Here is a 25,156-nt window from a genome sequence, read left to right as displayed (position 1 = left end):
GACTCTCCGCAGGAAAACCCTGTGAACTTCCCGTGAGTCAGTTAGCCGACGAGTAGCTCGGCGATCTGAATCGTGTTGAGCGCCGCACCCTTCCGAAGATTGTCACCGGAAATAAACAGCGCCAGACCACGATTGCCGGGAACACCTGGGTCTTGACGGATCCGGCCCACCAGGGAGTCATCGGCACCCGCCGCCGCCAAAGGCGTTGGTACGTCAGCAAGGGTGACACCGGCCGCGGTACCGAGCAGCTCGGTGGCCTGCGCCGGGGTCAGCTCATGCTCAAACTCGGCATTGATCGACAGCGAGTGCCCGGTGAAGACCGGCACTCGCACGCACGTGCCGCTCACCAAGAGCTCTGGAATACCCAGGATCTTGCGGCTCTCATTGCGCAACTTCTGATCTTCATCGGTTTCACCGGAGCCGTCGTCGACCAATGACCCTGCCAACGGGATTACGTTGAAGGCAATGGGCGCAACATATTTCACCGGCTCGGGGAAGGTGACCGCGGAGCCGTCATGCACCAGCTGCTCACTACCGTCGATACCGGCACGCACCTGGGTGGCCAGCTCCTCCACGCCCGCCAAGCCACTGCCCGACACTGCCTGGTAGGTCGACACGATGAGCCGGGTAAGCCCGGCTGCGTCGTGCAGCACCTTCAAAACCGGCATCGCGGCCATGGTCGTGCAGTTCGGGTTGGCGATGATGCCTTTGGGCAGCTTGACGCCCCGCACATCACGGTCGAAATTGACCTCCGAGACCACCAACGGCACATCCGGGTCCTTGCGCCAGGCCGACGAGTTGTCGATGACCGTGACACCCGCCTCGGCGAACCGCGGGGCCTGCACCCGGGACATGGTGGCCCCGGCGGAGAACAGCGCGATGTCCAGGCCCGCTGGGTCGGCCGTCTCGGTGTTCTCGACCTCGATCTCCTGGCCGCGGAACGTCAACTTCTTGCCCTCGGAGCGGGCCGAGGCGAAGAACCGCACCGAAGAGGCCGGGAAGTCCCGCTCTTCCAACAGCTTTCGCATGACGGCGCCCACCTGACCGGTGGCACCGACAACAGCAATACTGGTCATCGCCCGGTCCCCGCGTACACGGTGGCTTCCTCTTCGCTGCCCAGATCGAAGGCGTTATGGATGGCCTGCACCGCGGCGTCCAGCTCATCGTCCTTGACCAGCACCGAGATCCGGATCTCGGAAGTCGAGATCAGCTCGATGTTGACGCCCGCCTCCGCCAGCGCCTCGCAGAAGGTGGCCGTAACACCCGGATGGCTGCGCATACCCGCACCGACCAGGGACACCTTGCCGATGTGATCGTCGTAGAGCACCTGCGAGAACCCGATCTCGTTCTTCAGCGAGTCCAGCTTCTCCACCGCGGTGGGCCCGTTCTCCTTGGGGCACGTGAAGGTGATGTCGGTCTTGCCGTCCTCCACCTTGGAGACGTTCTGCAGCACCATGTCGATGTTGATCTCGGCGTCGGCGACCGCACGGAACACCTTGGCGGCATAGCCGGGTACGTCGGGAATGCCGACGACAGTGACCTTGGCCTCGCCGCGATCGTGCGCGACACCGGTGAGAATTGCTTCTTCCACGGGAATGTCCTCCATTGATCCGCTGACGATCGTGCCGGGCTTGTCGGTGTACGACGAGCGCACGTGAACCGGAACGTTGTATCGCCGGGCGTACTCCACACAGCGCAGCATGAGCACCTTTGCCCCGGCCGCCGCCATCTCCAGCATTTCTTCGAAACTGACCTTGTCGAGGCGGGCCGCGTTCGGCACGATCCGCGGATCGGCGGTGAAGACCCCGTCAACATCGGTGTAGATCTCGCATACGTCGGCCTTCAGCGCGGCGGCCAGCGCGACGGCAGTGGTATCGGAGCCACCACGCCCGAGCGTGGTCACGTCCTTGCTGTCCTGGCTCACACCCTGGAATCCGGCGACCAGGACCACCTGGCCCTCGTCGAGCGCGGTCCGCAGACGCCCCGGAGTGACGTCGATGATCTTGGCGCTGCCGTGCTTGCCGGTGGTGATGACGCCGGCCTGCGAACCGGTGAACGAGCGTGCCGAGGCGCCAAGTGAGTGGATGGCCATCGCGACCAGGGCGTTGGACATTCGCTCGCCCGCGGTGAGCAGCATGTCCAGCTCACGGGGCGGAGGCGCCGGGCAGACCTGTTGAGCCAGGTCAAGCAGCTCGTCAGTGGTGTCGCCCATCGCAGATACAACCACGACAACGTCGTTGCCATTCTTCTTGGTCTCGACGATGCGTTCGGCGACCCTGCGGATGCGTTCGGCCGTTGCGACCGACGATCCGCCGTACTTTTGGACGACGAGCGCCACGGCATACCTTCCTGCAGTTCGGTCAAGGTCGGTCAGACCCCGGCCCTCAGGATAGAGGGTCGGACAACTCGATAACCTGGCCCGCATGGGCAACCCCACCGAACGCATTGCTGACACCACGGTTCCGATCCAGCCGCTGATCGCCTCGCGGTGGAGTCCGCGGAACTTCGATCCGGACGCCGATCTCGCTCCAGAAACCCTGACAGCCCTGCTCGAAGCCGGTCGCTGGGCGGCGAGTTGGGGCAAGCGTTTCCCGGTCCGGTACATCGTGGGGCGCCGCGGTGACGCCACCTACGCGGCTCTCGCCGATGTGCTGAATCGCGGAAACTCTTACGCAAAAGTTGCGGCGGCACTGGTCCTGGTCAGCACCGACCTGGGTGACGACGACAACACCGCGGTGTACGCGACGGTGGACACCGGTCTCGCCATCGCCCAGCTGGGGGTGGAGGCCCGGTCCCACGGGCTGCACACCCACCCGATGGCGGGCTTCCGGGTGGACGAGGCATCTGCCGTGTTCAACATCCCCGAGAACGTGCGGCCCATCGCGGTTGTCGCAATCGGGTCCGTACTGGACAGCTACGAGGGCGCCGAGGAGTCGACCGTCGAACGCGACCACGCACCCCGGCAGCGCCCCGCGCTCAGCGATATCGCGTTCGCGGAGCGCTGGGGTAACGCGTACGGCGGATAGGCACGGAGCGCCCGGAACTGTCTCCGGGCTAGCGCGCTGAGTCCCGGAAGATCAGGCCCGACTTATCGGCCAGATCGCGGAGTTTCCCGCAGCTGGTGGTGGTGCCGCCGTATCCGATACCACTGCCGGCCGCACGGGCCATGACCGTCACCGACGCCCTGCGCTTGGCATCGCGCGCATCCTCGATCAGGTTCCCGGCCGAATCTCGTTTGTAGAGGGGGTCTCCCAAGAGGACCGCCGCTTTGCATCCCACAAACTGTTGCGGAACCTCGTTGTAATAATAGTCAATTCCCTCGCGCCGAACCGTGGAATACCCCTCCAGTTCCAGCAGGCCCAGGTACGAAACATCAATGCCCACAGAGTATTCCATGCCGGCATCGTCGGGAGTTTCCAACGAGAAGGCGCACTCGAACGGAAAGTCGCCATTCGCACTCCCGGCATCCTTGTCCTGGCCTAAATTTCGGACTTTGTCCGGGTACTCCTTCAGGATCTCGCAGGGATCGCGTTCGGCAAGCTTGCTGGGATAGGCACTCAACGCCGTGCGGACAGGAATCCCATGCGGCATCCGCTTGGCGATTGCGGTGGCGACGGGCAACCCAATCGTGCATATGCCCAGTCCGCTATCATCGAATTCGTGGACCACAACCTGCAACAAGGGTTGCTTATCGCCGGTCAACTCCGGAGCTCCGGGCAACTTGTCGAGGGCCAACGGTACTTCGTATACGCATTCGGACAGTGACGATTCATAGACCTTGGCGTCACCCATGTCATACACGAGTCTTTCGAACCTGCTCTGCACTGTCGAGTAGATCAACCCGACCTGTACTCGAATATCACTGTGGCCCGGCACTTTTAATTCGATTTCACATTCCCAGAACCGGAAGTCGACGGCACCGGGCTGACCGATACCGCTGAGTGCGTCACGGAACCCACACGATCGATGCGGCGCAGGGCGCGCGTGTACGCCAGCCGTGTCTTGTCCGTGGCGCTCCACTGCTGGCCGTACTCCGGAATCTCGCCCACGAAGAGCACATCCGCGCCGAGATCCGGCTCAGGGCCCGATACCGCGCCCGGCACCACAACCGTGCATGCCGATAACAGGCACACCCAGAAGACCAAAACCGCCCCGAAACCCCACCCGCGCACCCAGGCAGCTTGCCAGATAGTCCGCTGCTACGCAGTCGATTTCAGGCATCAAAGTGCGGCAAGTACCTCATCGGCCGCTTGCCGGCCCGAGAGGATGGCGCCCTCCATGTAGCCGTTCCAGACGTGCGCCACCTCCGCTCCGGCCCAGTGGATGCGGCCGACGGGCGCGGCGAGTGCTTTGCCGTATTGAGTCCACACCCCGGCACCGAGCCGTCCGCCGTAGCAGCCCCGAGTGAATTCCTCTGCCGTCCAGTCCTGTTCAACGACGTCGAACGGTTCAGCAGCCTGGGGGCCGAAGTACTTCACCAGCGTGTCGACGATGATCTGGCGCCGCTCCGTTACCGATAGCTCGGCCGCTGTGCGTGCATGCGCGCCCTCCAGGAAACCGACCAGCACTCCGCACGAAGCATCCGGTGGCGAGTTGTCCATGACGGGATTGAACGCGTCGTCGAGGCTGGCGACGAATCCGCTCAAGCCGTCTTCACGCCAGAACGGCGTGGGATATCCGACTTGGAATTTGATCACCGCACCGGCGGGGATCTGCTGAGTCAAACCATCGCGCGACGCGGGCAACGCCGGTAAGTACCGGATCCGTCCGGCGAGCGTAGGCGGGATTGCGACGATCACCTGCCGGGCGGTGACCACTCCGATGCTCGACGCGTCGGCGTCCTCGTACGACACCGCCACGCCCTCATTGTTCTGGGAGATGGTGCGCACCACGGCCCCGAGCTGCACGCTGTCCCCGAGTTCTGAGGCCAGCCGTTCCGAAATTTGGTGCGTACCGCCGACCACACGACGTTCCTGCGCACCGCCTCCCAAAGACAGCAAGGTTTGCAGACTGTTTCCGGAGGACTTGAGGTAGGTCAAGAAATGCAGCAGTGACATCTCCGACGACTCGGCGGAGAACACAGCCGGGACGACGAAGCGGAAAAACCGCAGAGCAACGGTATCGGTGGTGTTCTCGGTCAACCACGAGTCAAATGTCTGCCGGTCCAGGTTGTGCGCGTCGGGTGCCTGCCACGGGGCCTCGGGAGGAACGGTCGCGGCCAGCTCCTCGACCCTGGCCCATAACCGGCCCACCTCGAGTAGATGTTCGGCCGGGATGCCGAAGTACTCGTCGCTGTAGCGAATACGCTCACCGTCCAGAATCGTCAGCGAGTCACCCGATTCATAACTGGCGAAGGTCTCCAGCCCAAGTTCCGCAACCAGCTCAAGCACGGTGGTTTGGGTGGGCCCGATCCACTGACCGCCTCGCTCCACGGGCACACCGTTGCTCAGAAATCCGCCCAGATTGCGTCCCGCGACCCGGTCGCGTGCCTCAAGCACACGAACCGACTTTCCCGCGGCCACCAGCTTGCGCGCCGCGGACAGCCCCGCAAGACCGGCGCCGACGACGACAACGTCCATCTCTACCATGACATCTCCTTAAGTCAGTCGTATGACTGACTTAAGAGTAAGCGGCTGTCCGACTCATCGCAAGGCGCTGCTACGCGGGGGTTACGGACGCGAGGGCGATCAGCATCTCGGTAAGCGACTCCAAATCCTCTGCCGAACGCTCCGGGTTCGGGTCGACGATGTGCTGCATGATCAGCCCATCGACCCCGGCCACCAGCACCCGGGCCAACCGGTCGAAGGAGACCGCGCAACGCTCGCCGGCCCGGCTCGCGGCCTCTCTGCACCAGAGGGCGACGTTCTCGGTGTATCGCTCGTACTGCCAGGCCGGGAGATTCTCCAAGCCGGGAGTGCGCAGGGCATGGGTGACCAACTCAACCTGGACCAATTGCAGCTTGAATTGGTCGTCCACCAGCTGCGACCAGAAGTTGCGCGTGCCGCGGCGGATCGCATTGTTCAGGCCGGTCTCGGACTCCGCGGCACCGCGCAGTACTTGGGCGATCTCCCCCACGATGTCCTCAATGACCGCCTTGAGCAGTCCCTGCTTACTGGGAAAGACGTACTGAAGAGTTCCCAGCGGGATACCTGCCTCAGCGGCGACCGCACGCATCGTGGTGCGGCCCACCCCCTCCCGCATCAAGACGACCCGCGCCGCGGCAACCGCCTCCTTGGTGCGCTGCGCCGACTCGACGTATGGCATCAGAAAGCTCCTCTCAGTCGAACGAACCGCGAAAGATCCGAACCGCCTTGTCGATCATCGCCCGGGCGGATCCGCAGTCGCCTTTCCCCAACGAGAAGCTGAGCACCTCGATGAAAACCCGCTCCGGTGAGCTGCTCTCCTGGATGGCGCCGCCCGGCACATCGCGGGCGTACAGCGGCTTGCCCAGACGCACCATGCTGGTACACATACTGTCGTCCTGGCCGTGAAAGTACTCGACGCCATCCCGGACTTCCGCACGCAACCGCGACGGCGGATCGACACCCGATCTGATGGTCAGCTCAAATTGAGTATCGATGTCTTGCAATGAGAACCGGCACGCGTACGGATCGCCGAAGAGTGACGACCTCACCTCGTCCGCTTGCCCCGGGTACTCCCCAAGGATTTCGCACGGATCACGCTCGGCCATCTTGATGGGATACGCGCTCAACGCGTCGCGCACCGGCATATCGGCGGGATTCATCCCGGTCAGCACACCGATAACAGGTTGTGCCATTTTGCAGTTCGGCCCCAGCGCGCTGCGAGAACCATCGACGACCACCACGCGCAACGCCGGCGTACCCACCTTGGTCACCTTCGGCGCGCCCGGAAGCTTGTCCAATGCCACGGGAAACTCGTACACGCACGTCCCGGCGGTGTGATAGATCGGTGTTCCGCCGAGTCTGAACTCGGGTTCCTCACGCGAGTAATCACCCAACATCAGCGACAGCCCCACACTGGACGGGTTCGCCGAACCCGCGACCTTGACGGACCCGAAGCAGCCTCCCACGTCCCCGGAAATGTATGTGGGCGCGCCAATATCCTTGAGTTTCAACAAAAGACCACAGGGATCCACCCGCCGCAGCGCCCGCAAGTAGGCCAGTTGCGCGGTCTGCCTCTCGTTCAGGTTCTGGCCGTACCTCGGCACCGCACCCTCGAACAACATCTGACCGGTGGGCGCGGGCAGACTCCCGGTGGGGGTACCGGAGACGACGGTGGTGCATCCTGCGATCGCCACCAGCGTGGCGACCAGCAGTGCTACCGGGCGGATTTTGCGAATAGCCGCACCGCCTTGTCCAGGATCTCCCGCATATGCCCACAGTCCTTGCGATCTCTGCCGGTGTAGGCGCTGGCCACCACGGCGGGGAAGTACGCGTCAGCGTCGGTGTTGGCCGCCCCACCACCAATATCTCTGGGGTACAGCGGATCTCCAACCAGCGCCAGCGCATGACACCCGGCGAGCCGCGACGGGTCCTCATTCTGGAAGTACGTCACACCGTCACGCGTGGACTTGGTGTAGGCATCAGGAAAGTCGTCCACGCTGCTGGTGAGCCGCACGGTGTAGTTGATATCGGCATCCGGAAGCACGAAGTCACAGCCAAAGGGGTCACCCAACAGGTCGATCGACACCTCACGCGCCTTGCCCGGGTACTCCGCCAAGATCTCGCATGGGTCCCGTTCGGCCAGCTTGATGGGGTAGGCGCTGAGCGCAGAACGCGGCTGCAACCCGGAGGGGAGCTGCTTGACGATTCCCGTCACCACCTGTCTGGCGATTCGGCAATCCGGATCCGAATACTCCTCCGATCCGTAGAGATACGCGGAGACCGACATCATGGCCTGCAGCGTGGGGCTCGACGGCGCTCCCGGCAGCCGTTCAAGTCCGAGCGGGACCTCGTATCCGCACTCGTCTCCGGTCGCGTAGACCGGAACGGACCCCACCCGAAAAGCGGCGGAGTCGCCGCGTTTGTCCTGCATCGAGTACTCATAGGACACCTCGGTCAGACTGGGGTCGCCGGTCACTTTCACGCTGGCATAACAGATCTGAAAGTCGCCGACGACCTGTCCCGGGTCGCCGAACTCCTTGAGACCGGCCGCGAACCCACAGGGGTCCACCCGCCGCAGCGCCCGTGCATAGGTGAGCGTCGTCGCTTCCTGCGCGTCCAGCTTTTGGCCGTAATCCGGCGGTCCGCCCTGGAAGAAGGAGTCGGCTCCGGGCGCGGGTTCGCCTCCGTGCGCCTGCCCTGCGACCGTGCGTGTGCAGCCGGTAGCCACCAGCAGAATCGCCAGCGCCGCCATCCCCCTCCGTACCCACATGCTCTCCGAGCTTGCCAGATGAGTAGGCCGCTCGCGGCTGGTAGAGTCCCCTTCTATGCAGCGGACGCTCCTCCTCCGACGCCGCGACAGGGTCTGATCCAGACCGGCTTCCTGTCGCGGGTTGTTGGCGTGCCGGTCGAGATCCCCCTCAAACTCCCGGAGCCTTCCCATGACTAGCTTCTCCTCAGACGAGTTCAACTACACCCCCCGCAGTGTCGTTACCCCAAACGGCCCCCGGGCGGCCGGCCAACCGGCCTGGAACACCCAAAAGAACAGCTCGATGCCGGTACACCGGTACCGCTCCTTCGCCGACGAGGTAGAGAAGATCGAGCTGCCCGACCGCACCTGGCCCGACAAGGTGATCACCCGCGCACCGCAATGGGGCGCCGTCGACCTGCGTGACGGCAACCAGGCCCTGATCGATCCGATGAGCCCGGCGCGCAAGCGCCGGATGTTCGATCTGCAGATCCGGATGGGCTTCAAGGAAATCGAGGTCGGTTTTCCGTCGGCCAGCCAGACCGATTTCGACTTCATCCGCGAGCTGATCAACGAGAACGCCATCCCCGACGACGTCACGGTCCAGGTACTGACCCAGTGCCGCCCCGAGCTGATCGAGCGGACCTTCCTGGCGTGCGAGGGCGCGTCCAAGGTGATCGTGCACTTCTACAACTCGACGTCGATCCTGCAGCGCCGGGTGGTGTTCCGCGGCGACAAGGACGCGATCAAGAAGATTGCCACCGACGGCGCGCATAAATGCGTCGAAGAGGCCGCGAAATACCCCGACACCCACTGGCGCTTCCAGTACTCCCCCGAGTCCTACACCGGTACCGAGCTGGAGTACGCGGTGGAGGTGTGCAACGCCGTCGGCGACATCATCAAGCCGACTCCGGAGAACCCGATCATCTTCAACCTGCCGTCGACGGTGGAGATGACGACCCCCAACGTGTACGCGGACTCCATTGAGTGGATGAGCCGCAACCTGGCCCGCCGAGACTCGGTGATCCTGAGCCTGCACCCGCACAATGACCGTGGAACAGCCGTCGCCGCAGCGGAATTGGGCTTCCAAGCGGGCGCCGACCGCATCGAGGGCTGCCTGTTCGGCAACGGTGAGCGCACCGGGAACGTCTGCCTGGTCACCCTGGGACTGAACCTGTTCAGCCGTGGTGTCGACCCGCAGATCGACTTCTCCAACATCGACGAGATCCGGCACACCGTCGAGTACTGCAACCAGCTGAAGGTCCCCGAGCGGCACCCGTACGGCGGCGATCTGGTCTACACCGCCTTCTCGGGCAGCCACCAGGACGCCATCAACAAGGGCCTGGATCAGATGAAACGCGATGCGGATGACGCGAATTCGGATGTAGACGACATCCTGTGGCAGGTGCCCTACCTGCCCATCGATCCCAAGGATGTCGGCCGCAACTACGAGGCCGTGATCCGCGTCAACTCGCAGTCCGGCAAGGGCGGCGTCGCCTACATCATGAAGTCTGATCACGGACTGGTGCTGCCCCGCCGGCTGCAGATCGAGTTCGCACAGTCGATCCAGCGCATCACCGACGGTGAGGGCGGCGAGGTGAACCCCAAGGAGATCTGGGACGTCTTCGCCGAGGAGTACCTGGCACCGATCACCCCGCTGGAGCGCATTCGCCAGAAGGTGACCGCGTCCGAAGAGGATGGCGGCACGGATTCCATTGCCGCCGTGGTGAAGATCGACGGCAAGGAAACGGAAGTCAACGGCACGGGCAACGGTCCGTTGGCCGCCTTCGTCGATGCGCTGGCTACCGTGGGCTACACCGTCAACGTCTTGGACTACTCCGAGCACGCCCTGAGCGCCGGAGACGACGCGCAGGCGGCCGCCTACGTCGAGGCCATGGTTGTCGGCCCGGACGGCGGTGAGGCCCAGACGGTCTGGGGTGTCGGTATCGCGCCGTCCATCACCACCGCCTCACTGCGGGCCGTGGTGTCGGCGGTCAACCGTGCTGCTCGTACCCGCTAGCGCTCACTTCGAACGCGAGCCTGGCGCGGATTCTTAGTCGAATTCCCGCGTCAGGCTCGCTCTCGATCCGGTTAGCGAGTCCCGTACCGGCGGCGGAACTTCTCGACCTGACCGGCGGTATCCACGATTCGGCGATCTCCTGTCCAAAACGGATGGGAGTCCGCGGTCACCTCGGCGGTGATCAAAGGATATTCCTGCCCCTCCCACTCGACGGTGCGCGTGCTGGTGACCGTCGAACGGGTCAAGAACATCTTGCCGGTGGTGGCGTCCTGGAAGACGACGGGATGGTAGTCGGGGTGGATTCCGGGTTTCATCAGTGGTTCCCTTCTGTGTTGTGGTCGCCGTAGGAAAGGAAGGCCTCAGCCTCAGCCAGGTGCTCGCACGGATCCTCATGCCAGTCGCCGAACGGGTCCTCAAACTCATCCCATTCTGCGGGCCTTGCCATTTCGTCGTCAGTCAACAGCGCGCCGCGTAGCGCGTCGAGCACCTCGACGCTGTCGGCACCGCAGACCAGCACCGTCATCGCATTGTGGCGATCCCCGAACTGGTAGTCCCACATGAGGTCGGCGAATGCCCGGCGCTCCAGGTCGACCCGCCGCACCTCTGTTGAATCCATTGCCGCTAGCCACTTTCCAGCAGCAGATACCCTCAACCCGCCCCCGGCGGACTCCAGCCACATGGCCTGCTGGTCCTGGGTCGCCAGCCAGAGCCGGCCCCGGGTACGAATCACGCCGTCGAGCAGCATGTCAATGGCGGCATGCAGCCGCAGCGGATGAAATGGTCTGCGCGCGTTGAATTCCACCAACGCGACGCGACCGTCGGCTGCCAGCGAGGGCTGCCCGGCAAGCAGCGCGCCATGGGGATTGTCGGCACGGCCACACCGTGCGTCGTCCTCCAGGTGGTCGAGGGCCTGTTCGACGCGACCGACGCGCGCGGTGATGCGCGCCCGTGGCGCCAAACGCCGCAACACCGAAAGCACCTCGGGTTCGGGATTGCGCACCAACAGCACGTCGGCGAACTCGGCCTGACCGATCACCACTTGCGCCACCGTGCGGCCATCCGGGAGTTCATCGTCGCCGAGCGCCTGCTCCATCCAGTGCGCACTGTCGACGCAGCTCACCACTCCGGCGATCTTGACATCGCGCGCCGCCGGCCCGTCGATGAACCCCGGACCCACACGGACGGGCACGGTGTTGATCGCCCAGCAGATTGGGTCCGCTTCGAGCCAGTGATCCAGATGCAGCACGATCCTGCCCACGTCGTCGCGCCGATGCAGCTTGCGTAGGAGCACCAGGAGGTCGTCGCGGATGGTGCACGAGACACAACCATGGGCCAGCTCCAGAACGGTCACTTGAGGAGCCCGGACGCCACCACCGGATACAACCGATCGCTTCACGATGTGCCCGTCGAACCGGTGCGTGACGACCACGGTTCCCGGGTCGCGCGCCAAGGTCTGCACGACCGCATCGGTGTCGGTCTGCCCGGACACGAGTACCACCGGCGTGCGCATGACTCTCCCTTTCCAGCACGTTTGCCGCTAAATGCAAACGATTTTCATTACTACTGCGTTCACGGTACAGTCTCGAACAGCACTTGTCGAAAATGATTCCCATTACCAAATGGGTATGAATGGAGCTTCCCTTGTCCGCACACTGCGAGGTGACCGGGCGGTCGCCGGGCTTCGGCAACGCGGTATCGCATTCGCACCGCCGCACCCGCCGCCGCTGGTCACCAAATATCCAACTCAAGACCTACTACCTGCCCTCCGAGGACCGGCGCATCAAGCTCCGGGTGAGCGCCAAGGGCATCAAGGTGATCGACCGTGACGGTATCGAGGCCGTGGTAGCCCGGCTGCGCGCGCAGGGACGGAAGTTCTGATGGCACGCAACGAAATTCGCCCCATTGTGAAGCTGCGGTCCACCGCGGGCACCGGATACACCTACGTCACCCGCAAGAACCGCCGCAACGATCCGGACCGGATGGTGCTGCGCAAGTACGACCCAGTAGTGCGTAAGCACGTGGAATTCAGAGAGGAGCGCTGAGATGGCCAAGAAGTCGAAGATCGCCAAGAACGAACAGCGCCGCGCCATCGTCGAGCGCTATGCCGAGCGGCGCGCGGAACTCAAGGAGATCATCCGGCAGCCGTCGAGCACCCAAGAGCAGCGCATCGCCGCGCAGGCCGAGTTGGCTCGCCAGCCACGCGATGCCAGCGCGGTGCGACTGCGCAATCGCGACGCCGTCGACGGCCGGCCGCGCGGGTACCTGCGCAAATTTGGACTGTCCCGCGTGCGCGTCCGTGAACTAGTGCATGACGGGTCGCTGCCCGGCGTGCGGAAAGCGAGCTGGTGATGGCTCCCAAGACCACGCGCAATCGTCGCGCCAAGCTGGTCGACACCAAACCTGCCAAGCCCAATCTTTTTGCCAAGTTGGGTGTTTCAGAGGTTGACTATAAGGACACGAACACCCTGCGAATGTTCTTGTCCGAGCGCGGCAAAATCCGGTCACGCCGGGTGACGGGCCTGACGGTACAACAACAGCGTCAGGTCGCGAACGCGATCAAGAACGCACGCGAGATGGCGCTGCTGCCCTACGCCTGATCAAGCCGAACTACCGCGGCTGCGGAATCGCGTTCTCCAACAAGAACACATGATCCGGGCTGATCACCTTGGTGATCGCGGTGCCGAACAGCGTGCTGGGCTGCGCCGGCTGCTTGGCCACATCGGTGTTGAGCAAGGCCACCACCGTGGTCTGCTCGGCAGGCGAATAGATGGCCAGGGTCTGATAGCCGGGGATGCTTCCGTTGTGACCGATCCATCCCCGCGCGTCGAAAATTCCTAGGCCATAACGAATATCGTCGGGAACGGGCGGCATGGCCACAGTCTGCAGCCGTTGTTCCCGGGTATCGGGCCGCAGGAGCGCGCCGGTGGCCAGCGCGGGCACCCAGATCCGCAGGTCGTCCAGCGTCGAGATCATGGCACCCGCCCAGGACGCCCAGGACGGGCTCCAATCGGTGCTATCGATGATCGGCCCTGTCGGCGTCAACTGCGTATAGCCCTGCGCATGCGGATCCGGGATCGCGTTGGTGTCCGGAAAACTGGTGTGGCTCATGCCGAGTGGCTCGGTGATGTGATCGCGCACAAAGGCAGGCAGCGGCTGCCCGCTGACCTTTTCCACCACCTGCCCCAAGAGCACCGCATTGGTGTTGCTGTACTCGTAGCCCTGCCCCGGCGGGAAGTTGGGCGGCTGCGCGAAGGCGTAATCGAGCAGCTGACGGGTGCTGTACTGGCGGCGCGGATCGGTCTCCAGATCACGGCTGAAAGCCAGCGACATCGAGTAGTTGAAGAGCCCGCTCTGCATTCGGGCCAGGTCACGCAGCGTGATCTTGTCAGCGTTCGGCACCTTGGCGACATACTTGGCAATCGGATCGTCAAGTCCGATCTTGCCCTCGTCGACGAGTTGAAGCACCGCCGTGACCGTGAAGGTCTTTGTGACGCTACCGATCCGGTGATAGAAGTCCGGCCGCATCGGCGCCCGGGTCGTCGTATTCGCGAGTCCGAAGGTCCGCACATACTTGCCCTTGGGACCCCACACTCCGACGATGGCGCCCGGTACCGCGGCGCGCGCCAGCACCTCGTTGATGGCGGTATCCAGCTTGGTAGCAGTCTGCGCGTCCAAGTCGGCGACGGTGATGGCCGAATGCCTCCCGCACGCGCCGACCAGCAACGCAACCGTGAGCATTACAGCGAGGATTCGACGCATCAGGGTGTGTTCATCAAAACAGCGAGTACTGTGCTCCGGCGCGACTGGGAACCGTGAATTGTTCGATATCCGTACCGCCGACCACGCGCCGCACCTCGGTCATGAATGTCTCGTCATCCAGCAACGGAACACCCAGCGACCGTGCGTGAAATCCCTTACCCTGCTCCGGGTTTTCCTGATTGCAGATCACCAGTGAGGTGTCCTCGTCGACCGTGTCGGCGTAGGCGAGACCGGCCTGCATGAGCTGTTCGATCAGTTCCTCGTGGGTGCGGGCCACCTCGGAACTCAATGCCACACGCATGCCTTGCACCAACGGCTGCCCGGCGGTGTACGGACCGGGATTCAGCCAGTGGCACGGCTGGCGTGACGCCACCGTCTTGAGCGAGCGCAGCTCATCGTGAGTGACGCGACCGTTGGGCCAGCGCTTGCGCGTAGTCTCACGGATCGGCAGCCAGGTGCCGCGCGCCCGTGCCCGCTCCAGCACCTTCGGCAGCACCTCGGCCAGTACGCGGGCATCGTCATAGGCGTCGTGCGCCTTGAGCTGCTCGACACCCCAATGCGCGGCAAGGGTTTCCAGACGCAGGTTCGGGGTATCGAGGTTGAGCCGGCGGGTCAGCTCGACGGTGCACATCACGGCCTCGGTGGGCAGCTCGGCTCCGGCGAATTCGGCCTCGGCCGCCAAGAACGAGTAGTCGAAACCGACGTTGTGGGCGACCAGGGTCCGTCCCCGCAGCAGCGCGATGAGGTCCGGTACGACATCGGAGAACTCCGGCTGGCCCTCCAACATCTCCGGCGTGAGTCCGTGCACATGCGTCGGCCCCGGATCGACACCCGGATTGAGCAGGCTCACCACACTGTCGGTGACGGTCCCATCGGCGTCCAGCGCGAGCGCCGCGACACTGATGACACGCGCCCGACCTGGCTGAAAACCGGAAGTCTCCAGGTCAACCACCACCCACTTGGGGCTATGGTCGGGCATCTGCCCCCAGATCGGCATGACTGAAGGATGACATGCGGGACCGACAAGCCGCTCTAGGCGCGCGGGGTGCGCAGCACCTGACGCCCGATGGCGTACTTGTGCACCTCGGTCGGGCCGTCGTACAGACGGAAGGCACGCATATCGCGGAAGATCATCTCGACCGGCGTCTCGTCACTGATGCCGATACCGCCGAGCACCTGCACACACCGGTCGGTGACCTTGAACAGCTCCTCGGACACGAACGACTTGGCCATCGAGCTCTCGTGCCGCCCCTTGGCGCCGTTGTCCATCATCCAGCAGGCGTGCCAGATGGTGAGCCGACATTGGTGCAGCGCGATCTCATTGTCGGCAAGCATGAAGGAGACTCCCTGGTGCTCGCCGATGGTCTTACCGAACGAGGTCCGGGTGCGCGCGTAGTTCACGGCGATGTCCTGAGCACGGGCGGCGGCCCCGAGCCAACGCATACAGTGCGTCAACCGGGCCGGGGCGAGCCGCAGCTGCGCGTACCGGAAGGCCTGGCCGGTCTCCCCGAGCAGCGCCTCCCGCGGCAGCGTCAGATTGTCGAACCGCACCACAGCGTGCCCCTCGGCATAGTTGCGGTCCATCGTGTTCATGATGCGTTCGATGACAATCCCTTCGGTCTCGCCATCGCAGAGGAACAACGTGGGTCCCTCGGGCAGGTGATCGTTGGCCTCCAGGTTGGCCATGATGATCCATGTCTTGGCGCCGCGGGCGCCGGTGATGAGCCACTTACGGCCGTTGATGACGAAATTCTGGCCGTCGAAGGTCGCCGACGTCTTGAGCTGCGACGGGTCCGATCCGGCACCGTCAGGTTCGGTCATCGCGAACGCCGAACGCTGGTGCCCCTCGATGACGGGCCGCAGGAACTTCTCGGACTGCTCTTCGTTGGTGATCTTGCCGAGCAGGAACATATTGCCTTCATCGGGCGCGGCGCAGTTCATGGCGATGGGGCCCAGGGTCGACCATCCCGCCGCCTCGAAGATCACTGCCTGGCCGATGTGTGAAAGACCCCAGCCACCATAGGATTCCGGCGCCTGAACGGTGAGTAGTCCGGCGGCCCGCGCCTTTCCTACCAACTCGTCGCGCAGCTCTTCGGTGGGTCCGTGTGCGGTCAGGCGAGGGTCGCGCTCATAGGGAATCACGGTTTCGGTGACGAACTCGCGTACCCGCTGCGCCTTAGCGGCCAGCTCTTCCGGAATGCTGAAGTCGATCATATTTCTCCCTCGGTGAATTGTGTTGCCGCCCAGTCAAGAACGGACATGGCGATGTTCTGGAAGTCTGGGTAGTCCGCACCCACCAAGTCACCGGACTGCCATTTGCGGAACAGCTGCATCCACGCGACGGCAAGACGAAGCCGCGCACAGGCCACGTGCCACTGCAGCGGCCGTGGCGTCATGCCTGCCGCCGCGAAGTAGGCGTCGATGACATCTTGGCGTTTGACGAAACCTTCTGCCGTGGTGGGCATCTGATTGACTGCTTGCACCTCGCGCGGATCATCCGGCCCCATCCAGTACGACACCAGAATCGCGAGGTCGAACAGCGGACAGCCGCGGGTGGTCATATCCCAATCGATGATCGCTTTGGGCGACAACGTGTCCCGGTCGACGAGCATGTTGTCGAGCTTGAGGTCCATGTGCAGCAGCGTGACCGCCGTGGGCTCGGGAATCTGCTCCGCGAGCCGCGAGGTCAGGTCCGTGACAACACCGGGCAGGCCCTCCGGCCAGACCGCGTGCGCCCGGCGCGTCCAGCCGGTGAGCTGACGCTCCAGCAGGCCCTCGGGTTTACCGAGCTCACCCAATCCGACGCTCTCGGGTGCCACCCGATGCAGCGAGGTCATCGCCTCGATGAGGGTGGCAGTGATACGCGCCGGGGCGTCCACGGGCAGATCCGGGGGCAGCTCTCCACCGATCACCAACCCTTCCCGGTACTCGATCAGCTGGAAGGGCGCGGCCAGCACGTCCATGTCGTCGCAGTACAGCAGCCCGCGCGGGGCCAGCGTGAAGCCATCGTTCAGCCGCGAGAGCACCCGCCATTCGCGGGCCATGTCGTTGGCGCCTTCGGCAATCGGACCCGCGGGCGGGCGGCGAAACACCGCCGGTTGCCCGTCGAGGGTGACCAGATAGTTGAGGTTCGCCCTGCCGCCGGCGAATTGTTTGACCACCGAGGTATCGAGCGTGTGTCCCTGCCGCGTCACCCACGCCGAGAGCGCAGCCCAATCCTGCGGCATCGTCTCTGATGTGGCGCGGAACACACGCGTTACCCTAGCGGCTAACCCAACCGACTGGTTGGAAGGGCGGCCACTCACTCATTTTCGCCCGCGGTCTCGATCAGCCGCCCCAATATTCGCCGCAGTTCGCGCTGATCGTCGGCGCCCAATCCGCCGAACATCTCGTCTTCCGCGGCCCAGATCGCCTGTTCCACCCGGCTGAGCAGCGCCTTGCCCTTGGCGGTGACCTTCGCCGGCAACGCCCGACCCGAGGCGGGCACTGTCGGCCGGGAAACCAGCGAAACATTCTGCAACCCGTTGAGCACCTGATTCATCGCCTGCGCCGAAACATTGTTCTCACGCGCCAGCTCGGCACTGGTCCGCCCGGGGCTCTCATTGAGCATCCGCAGGCACATGAATTCCGGCATGCCGAGCCCTAGTGGCCGCAACGCGGCGAGCACTCGCGGGCGCATCACAGCGCCGGCCCGGAACATCAGGTAACCGAGCGGCTCGACCTCATCGGATTCACTCATCGCAAGCATCCTGGCACGAACCTCACAGCAGGGTGCGGAAACCCCTGGTCTCCGCACACCCTCGGCCGATTCCGCCTGGTGAGCGATCGAGCCCTTGCCCCGCAAGGGATTACCTATTCATACGCAATTCTCAGCCAACTCATATCAAGAACCTTGACATAGCCGATTCGGCGCAGGTATCAAGGAGATTGATACAGGTTCAGCCGACGACCGGCCGGCTGCCTGATCATCAAAAAAGGAGAGTTAGATGTCTGATTCATTCGCAGGCTTTGAAGGGCCCGGTTCCGGTTTCGGCGGATTCGGTGGGCCTGGATTTGGTGGACCCGGCTTCGGCGGACCGGGATTGGGCGGCCCCGGATTCGGCCCCGCCGGCTTCGGCTTCCGCATCAAGCGCGCCGTCACCGCTTCCCTGCTGCTCGACGGTCCGGCCAGCGCGGCGCAGATCGTGCAACGTGTGTCGGACACATCCGACGGCGAGATCCTGCTACCCGAGCCAGTGGTCGAGCGTGTCCTGGAGCGGTTGGCGCACAAGGGTGTTGTCAAGACCGAGGACGGCGTAGCGGCGCTGACAGAGTTCGGCCTGAAGGTGCTGGCGAAGCGCGGCATCACCAGCCACACGGCGCAGGCGATCCGCGCCAAGGTCTTCCCCAAGCTCATCAATGTCCTCAAGCTCCGCTCGGGCCTGGCCGAGATCGCCGGCCTGGCGCGCGTTATCGCACTGACCGGCACCGACGAGCAGAAGGAGAAGCTGGCCGAGGCCGGCACCACCCTCCTGGCCACGGTGAATGAGGTCAAGCGGTCACTGCAGAGCGCGGTTGCCTAAAGGGCAATCCCGATCGCCCGTGCGGCCGTCCCCTCCAGCCGCACGGGCGATCCACCGCCTCCCATAAACTGCGCGAATGCCCAACGAGCATCTATCGCCGCGCGGCCGGGTCGCACTCGCTGCGGGCTCCGCCGCGCGCTGGGCATCCCGGGTCAGCGGTCGGGGCGCGGGCTCCATGATCGGAGGGCTGGTCGCGCTCAAGCTGGACGGCTCGGTTCTGGCGCAGCTGGGCCGCGGCCGCCGCACAATCCTGATCACCGGCACCAATGGCAAGTCCACCACCACTCGGATGACCGCCGCCGCGCTGGCGACCGTGGGACCGGTGGCCACCAACACCGAGGGCTCCAACATGGACGCCGGTCTGGTCGCCGCGCTGGCCGGCACCCGTGAGGCCGAGGTCGCGGTGCTCGAGGTCGACGAGATGCACGTGCCGCATGTCGCGGACGCGGTCGACCCGGCGGTCATCGTGCTGCTCAATCTCAGCAGGGACCAGCTCGACCGCGTGGGCGAGATCAACAACATCGAACGCACCCTGCGTAAGGGGCTGTCCCGCCACCGGGACGCGGTGATCGTCGCGAACTGCGATGACGTCTTGATGACCTCGGCCGCCTACGACAACCCCAATGTCGTCTGGGTCGCGGCAGGCGGCGGCTGGGCCGGCGACTCGGTGAGCTGCCCGCGCAGCGGAGAACTGATCATGCGCGACGGAAACCGTTGGTACAGCACGGGAACCGACTTCTCCCGGCCCGACCCACACTGGTGGTTCGACGACGACCGCATCTACGGCCCTAGCGGAATCAGCCTGCCCATGTCGCTGACCTTGCCCGGCACCGCGAACCGGGGCAACGCCACCCTGGCAGTGGCCGCCGCCGTCGAGCTGGGCGCGCGTCCGGGCCCCGCCGTCGACGCGGTATCAGCCGTCGATCAGGTCGCAGGCCGCTACCGCAGCATCGACCTGGGCGACCACACTGTTCGGCTGCTGCTGGCCAAAAATCCGGCCGGCTGGCAAGAGGCACTGTCCATGGTGGACACCGACGCCGACGGGCTCGTCATCGCCGTCAACGGGCAGGTGCCCGACGGCGAGGACCTGTCCTGGCTGTGGGACGTCAACTTCGAACACTTCGCCTGCGACAACGAGGAATCCCCCGTGCCTCCCGTCGTCGCGGCAGGAGAGCGCGGCACCGATCTGGCGGTCCGGCTTACCTACGCCAGCGTCACGCACACCCTGCAGCACGATCCGGTACAGGCAATCAAGGCCTGCCCACCCGGCAGGGTCGATGTCATCGCGAACTACACCGCCTTCCTCAATCTCAACCGTGCGCTGGCGAAAGGTGGTGCGGTATGAGCGAATCCACCGTTCGCGTGGGTCTAGTCCTGCCCGACGTCATGGGTACCTACGGCGATTCCGGCAACGCCGTCGTGCTGCGGCAGCGGTTGCGGATGCGCGGTATCGACGCCGAGATCGTGGAGATCACCCTGGCCGATCCGGTGCCCGATTCCCTGGACGTGTACACGTTGGGCGGGGCCGAGGACTACGCCCAGCGCCTGGCCACCCGCCACCTCATCGCGCATCCCGGATTGCAGCGCGCCGCCGAGCGTGGGGCGCCGGTGCTGGCCATCTGCGCGGCCATCCAGGTACTCGGGCATTGGTACGAGACCTCATCCGGAGAGCGCGTCGAGGGGGTCGGCCTGCTGGATGTGACCACCAGCCCCCAGGACGCGCGCACCATCGGCGAATTGGCCGGGGTGCCGATCATGGAAGAACTCCAAGACACCCTGACCGGATTTGAGAATCACCGTGGCGGAACGGTTCTGGGGCCGGATGCAGCACCTTTGTCGAGGGTCTCACGCGGCGCGGGAAACCGCGCCGGCGACGGCGCCGACGGCGTGGTGCAGGGCAGTGTGATCGCCACCTACATGCACGGGCCCTGCCTGGCCCGCAACCCCGAACTGGCAGACCTGCTGCTGGCCCGGGCCATGAACGTGCCCGAGCTGACCGCCCTGGACCTGGATGAGATAGCGCGACTGCGCAGGGAACGCTTGTCCGCCAAATGATTTAGAGCGGACGGCGCCCGGAGAGCGCGCGGCCCAAGGTCAGCTCGTCGGCGAATTCCAGATCTCCGCCCATCGGCAGGCCGGAAGCAAGTCGAGTGACCGTCAACCCGGGGAAGTCCCGCAGCATCCGCACCAGGTAGGTCGCGGTGGCCTCGCCCTCGGTGTTCGGGTCTGTGGCGATGATGACCTCGGAGATGGAGACTCCGTCCTCCTCGGTTCCTATGCGGGTCAACAACTCCCGAATCCGCAGCTGGTCCGGCCCGACGCCCGAGAGAGGATCCAGCGCCCCACCGAGCACGTGATAGCGGCCGCGGAATTCGCGGGTGCGCTCGACGGCCTGCACATCCTTGGGTTCCTCGACCACACAGACGAGGGCGATATCGCGGCGTGGGTCCGCACATATGCGGCAGCGCTCCTTATCGGAGACGTTCCCGCACACCTCGCAGAACTGGACCCCGTCGCGCACGCGCGTCAGGGCCGCGGTCAATCGATCGATATCAGGCGCCTCCACACCCAACAAATGGAAGGCGATGCGCTGCGCGCTTTTGGGTCCTACCCCGGGAAGCTTGCCCAGCTCGTCAATGAGGTCCTGGACCGGGCCCTCAAACACCGGGCAATCCCAGCCCTCCGCCAAGGTCTCCGAGGCCGCCTGCCAGTGGGCCCAGCCGCTGTGTGGCCAGCTCCTGGGTCTTCGACGACAGATCGGCGAGAGCACCGATGATCAGATCCTGCAGAGTTTCCACGTCCTCCGGATCGACGATCTTGGGATCGATCTGGACGTTGGTCACCTCACCGCTGCCCTTACCGGTGATGCGCACCAAGCCGCCGCCGGACTCCCCGGTGACCTCGGCCGCCGCGATCTGCGCCTGAGCAGCCATCAGCTGCTGTTGCATCTGCTGTGCCTGCGCGAGCAGGGCCGACATATCCGGGGCGCCTCCGGGTTGCATGGGTCTCCTTAACAGACGGGTATCAACTTGGTCACGCTCGCCGGGCCTCGGCGGGTCGTCAACAAGGGTAGCTGCCGTCGGGGCTACCGTGGCCACGTGCGAGTGACTTTCTGGCGCGCCGCGGGCCTGGCTGGGACGGCGCTACTGACAGCGGCATCGGTCTCGGTGCTGCCCGCCGTCACACCGTCTGCGTCCACCATCTTCAGCGCGAGCGCGGCACCCGGCGTCGCCGGACGCATCGTCGTACTGGATCCCGGACACAACGGTGCCAATGACGGCTCGATCAACAACCAGGTGCCCGACGGCCGCGGCGGCACCAAAAGCTGTCAGACCAGCGGCACCGCCACCGACGGCGGATACCCCGAGCACACCTTCACGTGGAACACCGTGTTGCTCATCCGACAGCAGCTGACCCAGCTGGGTGTGCGCACGGCCATGACCCGCGGTGACGACAACAAGCTCGCGGCGTGCATCGACAAGCGTGCCGAGATCGAGAACGGCTACAACCCCGACGCGGTGGTGAGCATCCACGCTGACGGCGGCCCGGCCGGTGGCCACGGCTTCCACGTCAACTACTCAAGCCCACCGGTGAACGCCGTGCAGGGTGAGCCCACACTGCGTTTCGCCAAGACCATGCGCGACAGCCTGCAGGCCGCCGGCCTGACGCCGGCGACGTACATCGGTACCGGGGGCCTCTACGGCCGGTCCGATCTGGCGGGCCTCAACCTCGCCCAGCACCCGAAGGTGCTCGTCGAGCTCGGCAACATGAAGAACGCCCAGGACGCCGCGATGATGACCAGCCCCGAAGGCCGGTCCAAGTACGCACAGGCCGTGGTTCAGGGCATCGTCGCGTACCTCAGCGGTACCGCGCCCGCCGCGGAACCGGCCCCGGCACCCGAGGCCGCTCCCGCCGGCGGCTAGCCCTTTTCTACGACCTGCTTCAGATTGCCCAGCACCTCAGCCTGAATCTTCTTGAGTCCCAACGGGGCAAAGGTCTTCTCGAAGAATCCCTTGATACCGCTGCCGCCGGTCCACTCGGTCTTGGTGGTGACAGAGGAACCGGCTCCGGCGGGTGCGACAGTCCAGCTGGTCACCAGGGTGGAGTTGGCGTCCTTCTCGATGACGGTGTGTCCCGCCACGCTCACGCTCGACTTGATGTCGCGCACACGCGACTCGGTGGCCTGCAGTTTCCAGGACGCGACGGTGCCCTCACCCTGGCCACCCTCAAGCACCTGGTAATCGCGGTAGTGGCTGGACAAGATCTTCGGGCGCACATTCTGGTAATCGGCAACCGCGGTGAGCACTGCCTCTGGCGTCGCGTCGATCAACACCGAGCTGGACGCACTGACCTGACCCATGAGTTCTCCCTTTGGTTCTACTACTGGTTGTAGTCGCAGTCTAGGGGTCACCCACCAGATCGCCGAGGCCACGTTCCCCCTCCAGCGTCTGGCCGCCTCGTCGCAGAAAATGCTCGATGCGGCGGGTGCTGTGGGCGTCGGCGAACGCGGCAACAATCGCTGTGCGCTCGGCGGCCAATCCCGGTTCCAGGTCGCTGGCCAGCGCATCTACCGTGGCCTTGGCGCCGGCGATCAGTTCCAGCGGATTGACAGCGATACGGCGGGCGAGCCGATTCACGAACCGCCACCCCTCATCGGGGTCCAGGGCACGGTTCACCCAGCCGTATTGCTCCGCCAGGTCGGCGCCGAAATCCTCGTGACCCAAAATCACCTCAAGCGCCCGTGCCCGGCCCATCTCCCGCACCAGGTGTTGCGGGCCTGATCCGGCGGGCACGATGCCCAGACCGGTCTCCACTTGATTGAAAATCGCCCTGCCGCGAACCGCGAACCGCATGTCCAGGTTGAGCAGGAACTCACTGCCGCCGCCCGCGACCCTGCCCTCGATGAGGGCGATCGTCGCCTGCCGCAAGGCCCGAAAGCGGCCCACCAATCGCTGAAAGGATTCGACCGAATCCGGGGTACGTGCCGAATCCTTCTGCAGAATCTCGACATTCAGGTGGGCGATGAAGAAATCCGGGTTGGCGCTGCCGAACAGCACCACCGTCACGTCGTCGCGGCCCGAGAGCCAGCGGGCCAACCGTGACAGGCTCGACATGAGCGGCCCGTCAAGGAGATTGAGCTCGCCGTGGTCGAACAGTACGGTCAGCACGCGATCCTCGAGCGCACAACGCAACCCGGCGAGCTCGGGCACCTCGGTGTTCACGAGCCGGCGCTCATCAGAACGCGACGGATCCCGGCGGCAGCCCGAGTTCCACCCGCCCGAACAGCTCGTAGGCCGAATCTGTGTCGTACACAACGTGTGTGGACAAAGTGTTCACGTCACGTAGGTGACGCTGCAGCGGCGAGTCCTCGTATTGCGCGGACGCTCCGCAGGCCTCGACCGCCTCACCGATGGCCTGTTTACACACCTCCACGACGTAGGCACAGTTGCGGCGCACCCGCACCCGATCCTCCGTCGTCAATCCCGCGCCCGAACGCAGCTTGTCCTCCACATTCCGCACTGTGTCCAGCAACAGAGCCCGGGCAGATTCTGCTTGTGCGGCAACATGTCCCACGCGACGGTGCGCCGTCGCGAGCTTTGACTGTTCCTGCATCGAGTACCGCATCACCCGGGTTTTGATCTTCTCGGTGAACAACTCGGCGGTACCCAGCGCCATCCCGACCGCCGGTGCGGCCGCGACATTGGAGAGAGCGCAGAACAGCGGTATCCGGTAGATGGCGGACCCGTGCAGATCGGCGGACGGCGACTGCCCCCGCGCCAGCGGACCGAATTCCTGCACACGATGGTCGGGAACGAAGACATCGTTGACGGCGATATCCATGCTGCCGGTGCCGCGCAGGCCCGAGGTGAACCAGGTGTCGATGATCTCCAGCTCGGCCCGCGGCACCATGAAGGTGCGCAGGTCAGGGTATTTCGGCGGCTCCGCATGCTGCACCACTGCGGCGACGGACGCCCATGACGAGTGCCACACACCGCTACCGAATTGCCAACGCCCCGTTATTTTGTAGCCACCCTCGACCGGGGTGGCGATACCTGAAGGTGACCAGCTGCCCGGAAACAGCAAGGGGGAACCGGCCGGCACCGACCCGAACATCTCGTCTTGCAGCTTCTCCGGGAACAGCCCGGCGAGCCAGTTATGAATCCCGTAGATGCACAAGATCCATGCGGTCGAGCCGCAGACCTTACCCACTTCGATGACGGCACTCACCAGGGTCTCCAGGCTTGCCTCGTCGCCTCCGTAGCGTCGCGGCGCCATCAAACTGAAGAGCCCCGACCGGGACAGTTCTGCGATGGTCTCATCGGGCATCCGCCGCAGGCGTTCCGCTTCCAGAGCCCTGGCGCCAATGGCCGGAGCGAGCTCACGTGCGCGCTGAACGGCGTCGGGCTGCACTGCTGTCGAACTCGTCATCAAAACCTCGCAACCTGCGCAATCATTAATGGATGACACACGACCGGACCAAACC

At 64.7% G+C, this 25,156-nt stretch carries 30 protein-coding genes; 10 read left to right on the top strand and 20 right to left on the bottom strand.

Going from position 1 to position 25,156, the window contains the following annotated elements:
• Window positions 1-41: 41 nt before the first annotated feature.
• Window positions 42-1,076, bottom strand: a complete 1,035-nt coding sequence (locus tag ABG82_RS02235) for an aspartate-semialdehyde dehydrogenase (RefSeq protein WP_043078434.1) — start codon at window positions 1,074-1,076, stop codon at window positions 42-44.
• Window positions 1,073-2,338 carry an aspartate kinase gene (locus ABG82_RS02230; RefSeq protein WP_043078433.1) on the bottom strand — a complete coding sequence of 422 codons (1,266 nt, stop codon included), beginning with the start codon at window positions 2,336-2,338 and terminating at the stop codon, window positions 1,073-1,075. Before ABG82_RS02230 ends, ABG82_RS02235 begins: the two co-directional genes overlap by 4 nt.
• 85 nt (window positions 2,339-2,423) lie before the next feature.
• Between ABG82_RS02230 and ABG82_RS02225 the strand changes: the two genes are divergently transcribed.
• Entirely contained in the window at window positions 2,424-3,026 is a 603-nt protein-coding gene (locus tag ABG82_RS02225) for a nitroreductase family protein (RefSeq protein ID WP_043078432.1), read from the top strand.
• Window positions 3,027-3,054: 28 nt separating this feature from the next.
• Here the strand turns inward: ABG82_RS02225 and ABG82_RS02220 are convergent, their stop codons facing one another.
• The 6 genes from ABG82_RS02220 to ABG82_RS02195 form a co-directional block, all read right to left on the bottom strand.
• Complete coding sequence (locus ABG82_RS02220; RefSeq protein ID WP_131676273.1) at window positions 3,055-3,792, bottom strand: hypothetical protein; 738 nt, start codon at window positions 3,790-3,792, stop codon at window positions 3,055-3,057.
• An 86-nt stretch (window positions 3,793-3,878) separates the two neighbouring features.
• Window positions 3,879-4,172, bottom strand: a complete 294-nt coding sequence (locus ABG82_RS02215) for a hypothetical protein (RefSeq protein ID WP_043078430.1) — start codon at window positions 4,170-4,172, stop codon at window positions 3,879-3,881.
• Between the two features lie 48 nt (window positions 4,173-4,220).
• Window positions 4,221-5,588: a flavin monoamine oxidase family protein gene (locus tag ABG82_RS02210; protein WP_043078429.1), complete on the bottom strand. Its 1,368-nt coding sequence runs from the start codon at window positions 5,586-5,588 to the stop codon at window positions 4,221-4,223.
• Between the two features lie 70 nt (window positions 5,589-5,658).
• Window positions 5,659-6,264 (bottom strand): TetR/AcrR family transcriptional regulator, encoded by a 606-nt coding sequence (locus ABG82_RS02205; RefSeq protein ID WP_043078428.1) that lies wholly within the window; start codon window positions 6,262-6,264, stop codon window positions 5,659-5,661.
• Window positions 6,265-6,277: 13 nt separating this feature from the next.
• On the bottom strand, window positions 6,278-7,207 hold the full coding sequence (locus tag ABG82_RS02200) for a hypothetical protein (protein WP_043078516.1): 930 nt from the start codon (window positions 7,205-7,207) through the stop codon (window positions 6,278-6,280).
• A 92-nt stretch (window positions 7,208-7,299) separates the two neighbouring features.
• A complete protein-coding gene (locus tag ABG82_RS02195) occupies window positions 7,300-8,337 on the bottom strand; it encodes a hypothetical protein (protein ID WP_043078427.1) in 1,038 nt (345 codons plus the stop codon).
• A gap of 187 nt (window positions 8,338-8,524) precedes the next feature.
• Here ABG82_RS02195 and leuA point away from each other — a divergent pair, with 187 nt between their 5' ends.
• Entirely contained in the window at window positions 8,525-10,351 is a 1,827-nt protein-coding gene (leuA, locus tag ABG82_RS02190) for a 2-isopropylmalate synthase (protein WP_043078426.1), read from the top strand.
• 71 nt (window positions 10,352-10,422) lie between these two features.
• Here leuA and ABG82_RS02185 read toward each other — a convergent pair whose 3' ends face one another.
• Together ABG82_RS02185 and mrf are read right to left on the bottom strand one after the other, a co-directional pair.
• A complete protein-coding gene (locus ABG82_RS02185) occupies window positions 10,423-10,665 on the bottom strand; it encodes a type B 50S ribosomal protein L31 (protein ID WP_043078425.1) in 243 nt (80 codons plus the stop codon).
• The gene (gene mrf / locus ABG82_RS02180) at window positions 10,665-11,861 is read right to left on the bottom strand and encodes a ribosome hibernation factor-recruiting GTPase MRF (protein WP_043078424.1); all 1,197 of its coding nucleotides are present in this window, start codon (window positions 11,859-11,861) and stop codon (window positions 10,665-10,667) included. Before mrf ends, ABG82_RS02185 begins: the two co-directional genes overlap by 1 nt.
• Before the next feature lie 131 nt (window positions 11,862-11,992).
• On the opposite strand from mrf, the gene rpmB reads away from it, so the two are divergent.
• The 4 genes from rpmB to rpsR are packed head-to-tail and all read left to right on the top strand — an operon-like array spanning window position 11,993 to window position 12,948.
• The gene (gene rpmB / locus ABG82_RS02175) at window positions 11,993-12,229 is read left to right on the top strand and encodes a 50S ribosomal protein L28 (protein ID WP_005063156.1); all 237 of its coding nucleotides are present in this window, start codon (window positions 11,993-11,995) and stop codon (window positions 12,227-12,229) included.
• Complete coding sequence (gene rpmG / locus ABG82_RS02170; protein ID WP_030095992.1) at window positions 12,229-12,393, top strand: 50S ribosomal protein L33; 165 nt, start codon at window positions 12,229-12,231, stop codon at window positions 12,391-12,393. Before rpmB ends, rpmG begins: the two co-directional genes overlap by 1 nt.
• Before the next feature lies 1 nt (window position 12,394).
• On the top strand, window positions 12,395-12,700 hold the full coding sequence (rpsN, locus tag ABG82_RS02165) for a 30S ribosomal protein S14 (protein WP_043078423.1): 306 nt from the start codon (window positions 12,395-12,397) through the stop codon (window positions 12,698-12,700).
• Entirely contained in the window at window positions 12,700-12,948 is a 249-nt protein-coding gene (gene rpsR, locus ABG82_RS02160) for a 30S ribosomal protein S18 (protein WP_043078422.1), read from the top strand. Before rpsN ends, rpsR begins: the two co-directional genes overlap by 1 nt.
• A gap of 10 nt (window positions 12,949-12,958) precedes the next feature.
• Here the strand turns inward: rpsR and ABG82_RS02155 are convergent, their stop codons facing one another.
• The 5 genes from ABG82_RS02155 to ABG82_RS02135 all read right to left on the bottom strand — a co-directional run bounded on the left by ABG82_RS02155 (window position 12,959) and on the right by ABG82_RS02135 (window position 17,858).
• A complete protein-coding gene (locus ABG82_RS02155; RefSeq protein ID WP_174544325.1) occupies window positions 12,959-14,089 on the bottom strand; it encodes a serine hydrolase domain-containing protein in 1,131 nt (376 codons plus the stop codon).
• A gap of 34 nt (window positions 14,090-14,123) precedes the next feature.
• Window positions 14,124-15,107: a DEDDh family exonuclease gene (locus ABG82_RS02150; RefSeq protein ID WP_043078420.1), complete on the bottom strand. Its 984-nt coding sequence runs from the start codon at window positions 15,105-15,107 to the stop codon at window positions 14,124-14,126.
• A gap of 35 nt (window positions 15,108-15,142) precedes the next feature.
• Window positions 15,143-16,324: an acyl-CoA dehydrogenase family protein gene (locus ABG82_RS02145; protein ID WP_043078419.1), complete on the bottom strand. Its 1,182-nt coding sequence runs from the start codon at window positions 16,322-16,324 to the stop codon at window positions 15,143-15,145.
• Window positions 16,321-17,337 carry a phosphotransferase family protein gene (locus ABG82_RS02140; protein ID WP_043078515.1) on the bottom strand — a complete coding sequence of 339 codons (1,017 nt, stop codon included), beginning with the start codon at window positions 17,335-17,337 and terminating at the stop codon, window positions 16,321-16,323. Before ABG82_RS02140 ends, ABG82_RS02145 begins: the two co-directional genes overlap by 4 nt.
• Window positions 17,338-17,411: 74 nt before the next feature.
• The gene (locus ABG82_RS02135) at window positions 17,412-17,858 is read right to left on the bottom strand and encodes a MarR family winged helix-turn-helix transcriptional regulator (protein WP_162269181.1); all 447 of its coding nucleotides are present in this window, start codon (window positions 17,856-17,858) and stop codon (window positions 17,412-17,414) included.
• Between the two features lie 238 nt (window positions 17,859-18,096).
• On the opposite strand from ABG82_RS02135, the gene ABG82_RS02130 reads away from it, so the two are divergent.
• The 3 genes from ABG82_RS02130 (at window position 18,097) to ABG82_RS02120 (ending at window position 20,727) form a co-directional block, all read left to right on the top strand.
• Window positions 18,097-18,672, top strand: coding sequence for a hypothetical protein (locus ABG82_RS02130; RefSeq protein WP_043078417.1), 576 nt, complete (start codon window positions 18,097-18,099; stop codon window positions 18,670-18,672).
• A 76-nt stretch (window positions 18,673-18,748) separates the two neighbouring features.
• Window positions 18,749-20,017 carry a Mur ligase family protein gene (locus ABG82_RS02125; protein WP_078343755.1) on the top strand — a complete coding sequence of 423 codons (1,269 nt, stop codon included), beginning with the start codon at window positions 18,749-18,751 and terminating at the stop codon, window positions 20,015-20,017.
• On the top strand, window positions 20,014-20,727 hold the full coding sequence (locus ABG82_RS02120) for a type 1 glutamine amidotransferase (RefSeq protein ID WP_043078416.1): 714 nt from the start codon (window positions 20,014-20,016) through the stop codon (window positions 20,725-20,727). Before ABG82_RS02125 ends, ABG82_RS02120 begins: the two co-directional genes overlap by 4 nt.
• Window position 20,728: 1 nt before the next feature.
• Here ABG82_RS02120 and recR read toward each other — a convergent pair whose 3' ends face one another.
• A complete protein-coding gene (gene recR / locus ABG82_RS02115; protein ID WP_005063138.1) occupies window positions 20,729-21,337 on the bottom strand; it encodes a recombination mediator RecR in 609 nt (202 codons plus the stop codon).
• On the bottom strand, window positions 21,330-21,674 hold the full coding sequence (locus tag ABG82_RS02110) for a YbaB/EbfC family nucleoid-associated protein (protein WP_043078415.1): 345 nt from the start codon (window positions 21,672-21,674) through the stop codon (window positions 21,330-21,332). The genes recR and ABG82_RS02110 overlap by 8 nt, the downstream gene beginning before the upstream one ends.
• Window positions 21,675-21,839: 165 nt before the next feature.
• Between ABG82_RS02110 and ABG82_RS02105 the strand changes: the two genes are divergently transcribed.
• On the top strand, window positions 21,840-22,595 hold the full coding sequence (locus tag ABG82_RS02105; RefSeq protein ID WP_043078414.1) for an Rv3717 family N-acetylmuramoyl-L-alanine amidase: 756 nt from the start codon (window positions 21,840-21,842) through the stop codon (window positions 22,593-22,595).
• Here the strand turns inward: ABG82_RS02105 and ABG82_RS02100 are convergent.
• The 3 genes from ABG82_RS02100 to ABG82_RS02090 are packed head-to-tail and all read right to left on the bottom strand — an operon-like array spanning window position 22,592 to window position 25,101.
• On the bottom strand, window positions 22,592-23,032 hold the full coding sequence (locus ABG82_RS02100) for an SRPBCC family protein (RefSeq protein WP_043078413.1): 441 nt from the start codon (window positions 23,030-23,032) through the stop codon (window positions 22,592-22,594). The genes ABG82_RS02105 and ABG82_RS02100 overlap by 4 nt on opposite strands.
• Window positions 23,033-23,072: 40 nt before the next feature.
• On the bottom strand, window positions 23,073-23,894 hold the full coding sequence (locus ABG82_RS02095) for an enoyl-CoA hydratase/isomerase family protein (RefSeq protein ID WP_043078412.1): 822 nt from the start codon (window positions 23,892-23,894) through the stop codon (window positions 23,073-23,075).
• A 13-nt stretch (window positions 23,895-23,907) separates the two neighbouring features.
• Window positions 23,908-25,101 (bottom strand): acyl-CoA dehydrogenase family protein, encoded by a 1,194-nt coding sequence (locus ABG82_RS02090; protein WP_043078411.1) that lies wholly within the window; start codon window positions 25,099-25,101, stop codon window positions 23,908-23,910.
• Window positions 25,102-25,156: the final 55 nt, after the last annotated feature.

The organism is Mycobacteroides immunogenum (genome assembly GCF_001605725.1).
GTDB lineage: Bacteria > Actinomycetota > Actinomycetes > Mycobacteriales > Mycobacteriaceae > Mycobacterium > Mycobacterium immunogenum.
The sequence above is the reverse complement of the archived record's forward strand: the minus strand, read 5'-3'. Positions and strand labels throughout refer to the sequence as shown.

What these genes read in the sequence shown, in the direction of transcription:
- ABG82_RS02125 (WP_078343755.1), top strand. Translation starts at nt 18,749, where the DNA reads ATGCCCAACGAGCATCTATCGCCGCGCGGCCGGGTCGCACTCGCTGCG.
- ABG82_RS02220 (WP_131676273.1), bottom strand. Translation starts at nt 3,792, where the DNA reads ATGGGTGACGCCAAGGTCTATGAATCGTCACTGTCCGAATGCGTATAC.
- mrf (WP_043078424.1), bottom strand. Translation starts at nt 11,861, where the DNA reads ATGCGCACGCCGGTGGTACTCGTGTCCGGGCAGACCGACACCGATGCG.
- ABG82_RS02205 (WP_043078428.1), bottom strand. Translation starts at nt 6,264, where the DNA reads ATGCCATACGTCGAGTCGGCGCAGCGCACCAAGGAGGCGGTTGCCGCG.
- rpsN (WP_043078423.1), top strand. Translation starts at nt 12,395, where the DNA reads ATGGCCAAGAAGTCGAAGATCGCCAAGAACGAACAGCGCCGCGCCATC.
- ABG82_RS02195 (WP_043078427.1), bottom strand. Translation starts at nt 8,337, where the DNA reads ATGGCGGCGCTGGCGATTCTGCTGGTGGCTACCGGCTGCACACGCACG.
- ABG82_RS02090 (WP_043078411.1), bottom strand. Translation starts at nt 25,101, where the DNA reads ATGACGAGTTCGACAGCAGTGCAGCCCGACGCCGTTCAGCGCGCACGT.
- leuA (WP_043078426.1), top strand. Translation starts at nt 8,525, where the DNA reads ATGACTAGCTTCTCCTCAGACGAGTTCAACTACACCCCCCGCAGTGTC.
- ABG82_RS02130 (WP_043078417.1), top strand. Translation starts at nt 18,097, where the DNA reads ATGTCTGATTCATTCGCAGGCTTTGAAGGGCCCGGTTCCGGTTTCGGC.
- rpmG (WP_030095992.1), top strand. Translation starts at nt 12,229, where the DNA reads ATGGCACGCAACGAAATTCGCCCCATTGTGAAGCTGCGGTCCACCGCG.
- ABG82_RS02210 (WP_043078429.1), bottom strand. Translation starts at nt 5,588, where the DNA reads ATGGTAGAGATGGACGTTGTCGTCGTCGGCGCCGGTCTTGCGGGGCTG.
- ABG82_RS02140 (WP_043078515.1), bottom strand. Translation starts at nt 17,337, where the DNA reads ATGCCGCAGGATTGGGCTGCGCTCTCGGCGTGGGTGACGCGGCAGGGA.
- ABG82_RS02120 (WP_043078416.1), top strand. Translation starts at nt 20,014, where the DNA reads ATGAGCGAATCCACCGTTCGCGTGGGTCTAGTCCTGCCCGACGTCATG.
- ABG82_RS02150 (WP_043078420.1), bottom strand. Translation starts at nt 15,107, where the DNA reads ATGCCGATCTGGGGGCAGATGCCCGACCATAGCCCCAAGTGGGTGGTG.
- ABG82_RS02100 (WP_043078413.1), bottom strand. Translation starts at nt 23,032, where the DNA reads ATGGGTCAGGTCAGTGCGTCCAGCTCGGTGTTGATCGACGCGACGCCA.
- ABG82_RS02135 (WP_162269181.1), bottom strand. Translation starts at nt 17,858, where the DNA reads ATGCTTGCGATGAGTGAATCCGATGAGGTCGAGCCGCTCGGTTACCTG.
- ABG82_RS02145 (WP_043078419.1), bottom strand. Translation starts at nt 16,324, where the DNA reads ATGATCGACTTCAGCATTCCGGAAGAGCTGGCCGCTAAGGCGCAGCGG.
- ABG82_RS02225 (WP_043078432.1), top strand. Translation starts at nt 2,424, where the DNA reads ATGGGCAACCCCACCGAACGCATTGCTGACACCACGGTTCCGATCCAG.
- ABG82_RS02185 (WP_043078425.1), bottom strand. Translation starts at nt 10,665, where the DNA reads ATGAAACCCGGAATCCACCCCGACTACCATCCCGTCGTCTTCCAGGAC.
- rpsR (WP_043078422.1), top strand. Translation starts at nt 12,700, where the DNA reads ATGGCTCCCAAGACCACGCGCAATCGTCGCGCCAAGCTGGTCGACACC.
- ABG82_RS02155 (WP_174544325.1), bottom strand. Translation starts at nt 14,089, where the DNA reads ATGCTCACGGTTGCGTTGCTGGTCGGCGCGTGCGGGAGGCATTCGGCC.
- ABG82_RS02200 (WP_043078516.1), bottom strand. Translation starts at nt 7,207, where the DNA reads ATGTTGTTCGAGGGTGCGGTGCCGAGGTACGGCCAGAACCTGAACGAG.
- ABG82_RS02235 (WP_043078434.1), bottom strand. Translation starts at nt 1,076, where the DNA reads ATGACCAGTATTGCTGTTGTCGGTGCCACCGGTCAGGTGGGCGCCGTC.
- ABG82_RS02110 (WP_043078415.1), bottom strand. Translation starts at nt 21,674, where the DNA reads ATGCAACCCGGAGGCGCCCCGGATATGTCGGCCCTGCTCGCGCAGGCA.